This is a genomic window from Okeania sp. SIO2F4 (genome assembly GCF_010672385.1).
In the GTDB taxonomy this organism is placed as follows: domain Bacteria; phylum Cyanobacteriota; class Cyanobacteriia; order Cyanobacteriales; family Microcoleaceae; genus Trichodesmium.
The window spans coordinates 1-6,222 of record NZ_JAAHGT010000574.1; the positions used below are offsets into that span (position 1 = coordinate 1).

At 37.0% G+C, this 6,222-nt stretch carries 5 protein-coding genes; 3 read left to right on the forward strand and 2 right to left on the reverse strand.

Annotation, left to right across the window (positions count from 1 at the left end):
- Positions 1-1,302: FAD-dependent oxidoreductase (locus F6K22_RS27795; protein WP_293105555.1), on the reverse strand; the 1,302-nt coding region annotated here is incomplete at its 3' end.
- Between the two features lie 175 nt (positions 1,303-1,477).
- On the opposite strand from F6K22_RS27795, the gene F6K22_RS27800 reads away from it, so the two are divergent.
- The 3 genes from F6K22_RS27800 (at position 1,478) to F6K22_RS27810 (ending at position 4,529) form a co-directional block, all read left to right on the forward strand.
- The gene (locus tag F6K22_RS27800) at positions 1,478-2,263 is read left to right on the forward strand and encodes a carbohydrate-binding family 9-like protein (RefSeq protein ID WP_293105557.1); all 786 of its coding nucleotides are present in this window, start codon (positions 1,478-1,480) and stop codon (positions 2,261-2,263) included.
- Positions 2,264-2,723: 460 nt separating this feature from the next.
- On the forward strand, positions 2,724-3,611 hold the full coding sequence (locus tag F6K22_RS27805) for a GNAT family N-acetyltransferase (RefSeq protein WP_293105560.1): 888 nt from the start codon (positions 2,724-2,726) through the stop codon (positions 3,609-3,611).
- A 294-nt stretch (positions 3,612-3,905) separates the two neighbouring features.
- The gene (locus F6K22_RS27810) at positions 3,906-4,529 is read left to right on the forward strand and encodes a DUF938 domain-containing protein (RefSeq protein WP_293105562.1); all 624 of its coding nucleotides are present in this window, start codon (positions 3,906-3,908) and stop codon (positions 4,527-4,529) included.
- A gap of 565 nt (positions 4,530-5,094) precedes the next feature.
- Here F6K22_RS27810 and F6K22_RS27815 read toward each other — a convergent pair.
- Positions 5,095-6,222 (reverse strand): ABC transporter ATP-binding protein (locus tag F6K22_RS27815; protein ID WP_293105565.1); only part of this gene is annotated, 1,128 nt, incomplete at its 5' end.

Below are 6,222 nucleotides of genomic sequence, written 5' to 3' on the forward strand. Positions count from 1 at the left end.
TGTTTCTATAGCTGTCATATCGTCCCACAGATTTTGCTTGTTAATTTCAGCCACCAAAGTAGCGATCGCTGCAGCATCTTCAAACCCTTGATTAGCACCTTGACCCGCAAGTGGTGGCATTCCGTGGGCGGCATCTCCCACCAATACAACTCGCCCCATGCTCCACTTTACCTGGTCTTGAGTAGAAACAGTTACGGGATGAATATAAAAAGGTCGTTGTACTGTCTGGTCTGGAGATGACAAAGCCACAAACTGCTGAATCATCTCTGGAAAGTTAGCTTTTTTCAACTCCAATACTATAGTATCAATTAATTCTTTTCCTGACTTCCCTGCTAATAACTCTAAAGCCAAACCTGCATCGATTATATATTTAAACTGACCAGGTGCTTGAGACCATATAACCATTTTCATTTTGGAAATTTGATTTTCTGCTGAATTTTCCCTGGTTGGGTCATTATAAATTACTACACCTGATGCACCATTAAAAAACCGAGATTCGATTTGTTGTAACAGAGCTTCTGGAATTTCGTTGACTTCATCACAACAGATACCACACAAACCAGAATATTCTGGTTTGCTGTATACAGAATATGGAGTGTCTTTGTAGATCGTCTGACGCACGGTAGAATTAATTCCATCTGCTGCAATCAATAGTTTAGCACGAATTGATGTAATTTCTGATTCAAGAAATTGGGAAGAACTTCCAGTGCTATTTTTATCTTTTTCCTGTTTATTTTCCCAGTGGGAATAGGGGTTAGGTTTTGCCCCCAGATTAGAAACAAAATCAGCCCGAACACATTTAAATTCTGGCTCGTCAACTACATTAACACAACGATGATTGGCTTTAACAAGATAGCTTGGTAATAGTGTTCTCAGTTTACTCTGTAAATCATACCAATGCATAAATGTTACAAAGTCTCCGTATTTCTGAACAATTTCATCGTATCCCATAAAAAATAAAGAAATTTTTTCACCATCCACATTTCTGACAGTCCATTTTGGCTTTGGTCGATCTTTTTGTAATGAATTGTTGGATTTGTGAAAAGTTTCTTTCATACTTTCATAAGCTTGGATATCAAGATATTTAAGTGCTTTCAAACCATTGGGTGCAACAATAATGTACTGACCTACTCTACGAAAGGCACGGGTTTGGTCGAGGACGATAATATTTTCTATCCCACGTTGACGTAGACCGAGAGCGGTTGCTAATCCTACTGGACCTGCACCGACGATCGCTACATCATAGTCAATTTTTGGACTGGAGTTTTCTGGTGACGATGATTCTGTATGTTCTAGTTTCATAAATTCATTTTCAATAATCACTACAGCTATTGTACAATAGTATCTTAATTTAGGGTTTATAACTGTTGCCCATAATCTGATATAATCTCTAAAGTTAGTTCCCGATCGTTAACTTTAGGTTTAACCTAAATGCCTGTACTGAAAAACAATCAAGTGCTAAAACAGGAACATTACTGTGAAACATCAGAAAATATTGAAGTACAAAAAAATAGTTACTGCTACTCTTTTATCTCTATCATTTATACTTTGTTTTTCCCTGAAAACATTGGCAGGTAGCCAGCCATTTTATACTATCTTGAGGACAGGTACGCCTATAATTATTGATGGTAAATTAGATGAGCCACCATGGACAGCCGCACCAGATGTGGGTGCTTTTAAATTTCCTTGGTGGAAGTCGGGAAAGCAAGAACAAACTGTTAGTAAATTGCTGTGGGATGATAATTATTTATATGTATCTTTTATTGTTGAAGATGGACATATTTGGGCAGAAAAAACCGAGCGTGATAGTGCAGTTTTTCAGGATGATTGTGTAGAAGTCTTTACAGCACCAAATCCCGATCAACCTCTTACTTATTTTAATATTGAAATGAACGTGCAGGAGGCATTTCTCGATCAATTTCATCGTCAAAGTCTAGAGGAGCGAACTACTGAGGAATGGAATGGTGAAGGTATAAAAATTGCTACTTCAATTGTTGGGAGTTTAAATAACGATAGTGATACAGATAAATATTGGATATTAGAAGCAGCTATTCCTTTCGACAATTTTGCTCAGGTTGCGAAAAATACACCACCGAAACCAGAAGAAATTTGGCATCTCAATCTTAACCGTCTGGGAGGTCAGACAAATTTACAGTATAGTCAATGGTCTCCTAGTCAAACTCCAAAGCCCCAGTTTCATGCACCCCAAGATTTTGGTCGCGTAAGATTTTCAACAACAGAAAGTCCCTTTTGGAAAAGATGATTAGAAGAAGGAAAATGCTGAATTTTTGCAGTTTTATAAATTGAAAACCTTACATTAAAAAAAATGCAAAAATGTCTATCTGTAAATACTTTAAAAGTTGATGGCGAAGCCCCAATTAAATTCATAATATTCAAAAATTGCCTCTGAATTTAAAATCCTAAAATTCCTTGCATAAAGTTGCTAAAGTTTAGTTATTTAAGAATAAAATTAGACAGGAATAAGAAATATGAAAACAAATACAATCACGGGCAAAAATCATCAGATTGGTGAAGCAGAAAAACTTACCGAAAAATAAAGGTATAAAGCCTCTCATGAGCAAGGAGAAACAAAAAAAATATTCCTTTTATTCAATCCTCTTCCTTTTAGGGAGAAGTAATTATCAATTATTGAACTCCCTAGCTGAAAAATATGGGTAATTATAGTAAATTAAGTAATTGGCAAGAAAAAAAAGATAACTGAAATGGTAGAAGTACAAGTTAGATTAGCACGCGCTGAGGATCGAGAAGCAGTTTTTGCTTTTTGTCAACACACATGGGAAAATCAATCAGACTATATTCATCTAGTTTGGGATCGATGGTTTGCTCAACCCAAGGGTCGAATTTTTGTTGCTGTAGTTAATGATGTACCAGTGGGGATAGCGCGAGTATTTATAGTCTCAGACTCGGAAGCTTGGTGGGAAGGGTTGCGTGTAGATCGCGCTTACCGAGGTCTAGGTATAGCCAGAATTTTAAATTCACAAATACAACAGTTTTTACGAGAAAATAATATCAAAATTTCCCGTTGTATTGTTCGGTCTGAAGATAAAGTTATGTTAGGAATGATGGCTAGAAGAAACCGGAGTATTATCGGTCATTATATTCCTCATAGAAGTACACCTATTTCTACAGTAGAATCTCTATCAGATTTAGTATTTACTCAACTTAATTTTCCGGGTATTAATTTGGCTTGGGAGTTAGTAAATAGCTCTGAATTTTATGGTGAGAATAATTGTTTTTATATAGGTCCTGGAGCTAAATGGCAAGAGCTGAAAATAGAACTATTTAAAAATCTGATTGAGCGAGGTTTAGTCTGGGGAATTAAACAGAGCGATCGCTTAGTTGGTTTGGCAATACAAAGTGCATTGGAAAGAGATAAAAAAGTTTTTTGGCTAGGTTATATCAGGGGGACTAAAGAAAGTTTGCAAATCCTACTTTTAGAGTTACGTCATTTAGCTTTTCAGAAAAAATATTCAAGTCTTGGTGGTTTTTTTCCTACTTGTGATTTGCTGTTAAATTATTTAGAAAAGGCAGGATTTTGGAAAAGTTATACGGGAGAATTTTCATTATTTGAGTGGGATGATTTTTCATAAGCATTTCCTACGGAATGCTACGCAAACAGCTATTAGCAGTCAGCTCTCAGCTTTTCTGATAACTGATAACTGACAAGCTAAAAATAATTGAAATTTTATGTTTTCTGTTGCCTTTGACAAAAATTGGATATATAATTTAAATACTTAACTGATAACTGATATCAAATCCGTTTAGTTCGGAGTTAGATAATTCCTTTAATCGTCATACAATGGGTAAGGGCGAATGGCCATTCGCCCTTACAATATCACTGATGCTACCAGATTTGATATGATAACTGATAACTAATAACTGATATGAACTCTTTTAATGATGCTCGACAATATGCTCCCGCAACCGAACGCAACCGGGAATTTATTTTGGAAGTCCTGCAGCGAGTTTTGCCTCCAACGGGCAATATTTTAGAAATTGCTAGTGGTACGGGAGAACACGCTATTTTCTTTTCTCCTCGTTTGCAACCGCGCCAGTGGTTTCCTTCTGACCCTAACCCTATGTTGCGCGAGAGTATAGCAGCATGGCAAAAACATAGTTCGTCAGATAACCTGCATCTACCCCTTAATATTGATGCACGGGAGTCAATTTGGGCGGTGGAGAAAGAGGATATTGAGATTGCAGCTATTGTCAATATTAATATGATTCATATATCTCCCTGGTCTACTTGTCTGGGATTAATGGCAGGTGCGGGACGTTTGCTACCAAAGAATGGTGTCCTATATTTGTATGGTCCGTATAAACTGAATGGAGAACATACAGCACCGAGTAATGTTGCTTTTGATGAGTCTTTGCAGTTTCAAAATTCTGAGTGGGGAGTCAGAAATTTAGAAGATGTGATAGCGAGTGCAAAGAAGGAGGGATTAAACTTTGTGGAGAAAGTGGAAATGCCAGCAAATAATTTATCTGTGGTTTTCTATAAAGATTAATACCAAGTTCGGTTAAATATAAATCATCAAAAATTGCTTTCTGTAGGTTGGGTTGAGGAACGAAACCCAACAGATATAGCAGTAAATTTTTTGCTGAGGACAGTAAGTTAAATTAGGGGTAAAAACAGAAGCTGAAATCTTACCTAAATATCCTCAAACCTACTTTTCTCTTGGTCGAGGGATGGCGAGGTCCCCTCGCCATCCCTCGACCGCTTTTTCAAATTTTTTAGTGGTAAATGGCAAAGCTTATGTTATACTTAAATGAGTAGGTGAAGTTCCCGCCGATTTTAAGCCTGCTCTTGAGAATAAGGTTACAGACTGCGGTCAGTGGTTCTCAATGAAGCAGGAAGCTCGTCTCCAAAGCCTAACCTGTGGTTAGGTAAGTTTGGATAAGTTCAGTAGAACGAAAAAAAGGAATGTCCTAAGACCTCTCCCCCGACCCCTCTCCTGCTCCGAGAGGGGGGAGATAGTAGGGAAGGGGGTTGGGGGGTTAGGTTTTTTCAACCTATATTTTAAAGCTAGACGCCCTAGTAGCTTTTTGTTTGGTTGCATTTCACTTGTCAACCTACGCTATCAATGATTTGGCGCCGGATGTCATTAATAATCCCACCTGCTCGACTGTAGCAGTTCCCGCATCTAAAATATCCACAAACTGACCTTCATATATTATGGCAATACGATCGCTCATTGCCATTATTTCTTCTAATTCTGTGGAAATATATAGAATAGCTGCTCCCTGTTGTTTTTGAGCAAGTAAAGCTTTTTGTACATATTCGGTGGCACCGATATCTAAACCACGGGTAGGTTGCATGGCGACAATTAATTTTGGTTCCCCAGAAAGTTCCCGCGCTAGAATAATTTTTTGTTGGTTTCCTCCAGAAAGTTGACTTGCTTTTAACTGTGGATGACTGGCGCGAATATCAAATTTTTCTATGGCATTTTTTCCGTGATTATTTATTATCCCAGACTGTAAAAAACCATAACGGCAAAAAGGCAAAAACTTAAACAATTTCAAAATCAAATTCCGAGCAATAGTAAAATTCAGAATTAACCCCATTTTCTGACGGTCTTCGGGAATATATCCTACTTTGAATTTATCTGTTAAATTATCGCCAAAATTTATCTCTCCTTTTTCAAGGGAACGCAAATTATTAATTGCATCTGCTAATTCTTTTTGACCATTACCATCAACTCCTGCGACTCCCAAAATTTCCCCACTATGAAGTTGAAAAGATAAATCGCGCACAGCAGATAAACCTTGGTCATTTTTCACTTCTATATTTTTGACTTCCAGAACAATATTACCTTTTTCAGCAGGGATTTTTTTGGGAATTAAATTTACTTCTCGCCCTACCATCATTTCGGCTAATTTTTGAGTAGTAGTTGTTGCGGTTTCGATAGTATCTACAACTTTTCCCCGACGCAAAACTGTGACAGTATCACAGACATTAATTACTTCTTCTAGTTTATGACTAATAAAAATAATTGTATGATTCTTTGCTGCTAATTGTCGCAAAATATTGAGTAAAGAATTTACTTCTACTGGAGTTAAGACTGCTGTTGGTTCGTCTAAAATTAAAATTTTAGCTTGGCGATAAATTACTTTGAGAATTTCTACTCGTTGCTGAGTACCTATTGGTAAATCTGCAATTTTAACATTAGCTGGAATTTCTAAATTATAGGCTTTTGCCAT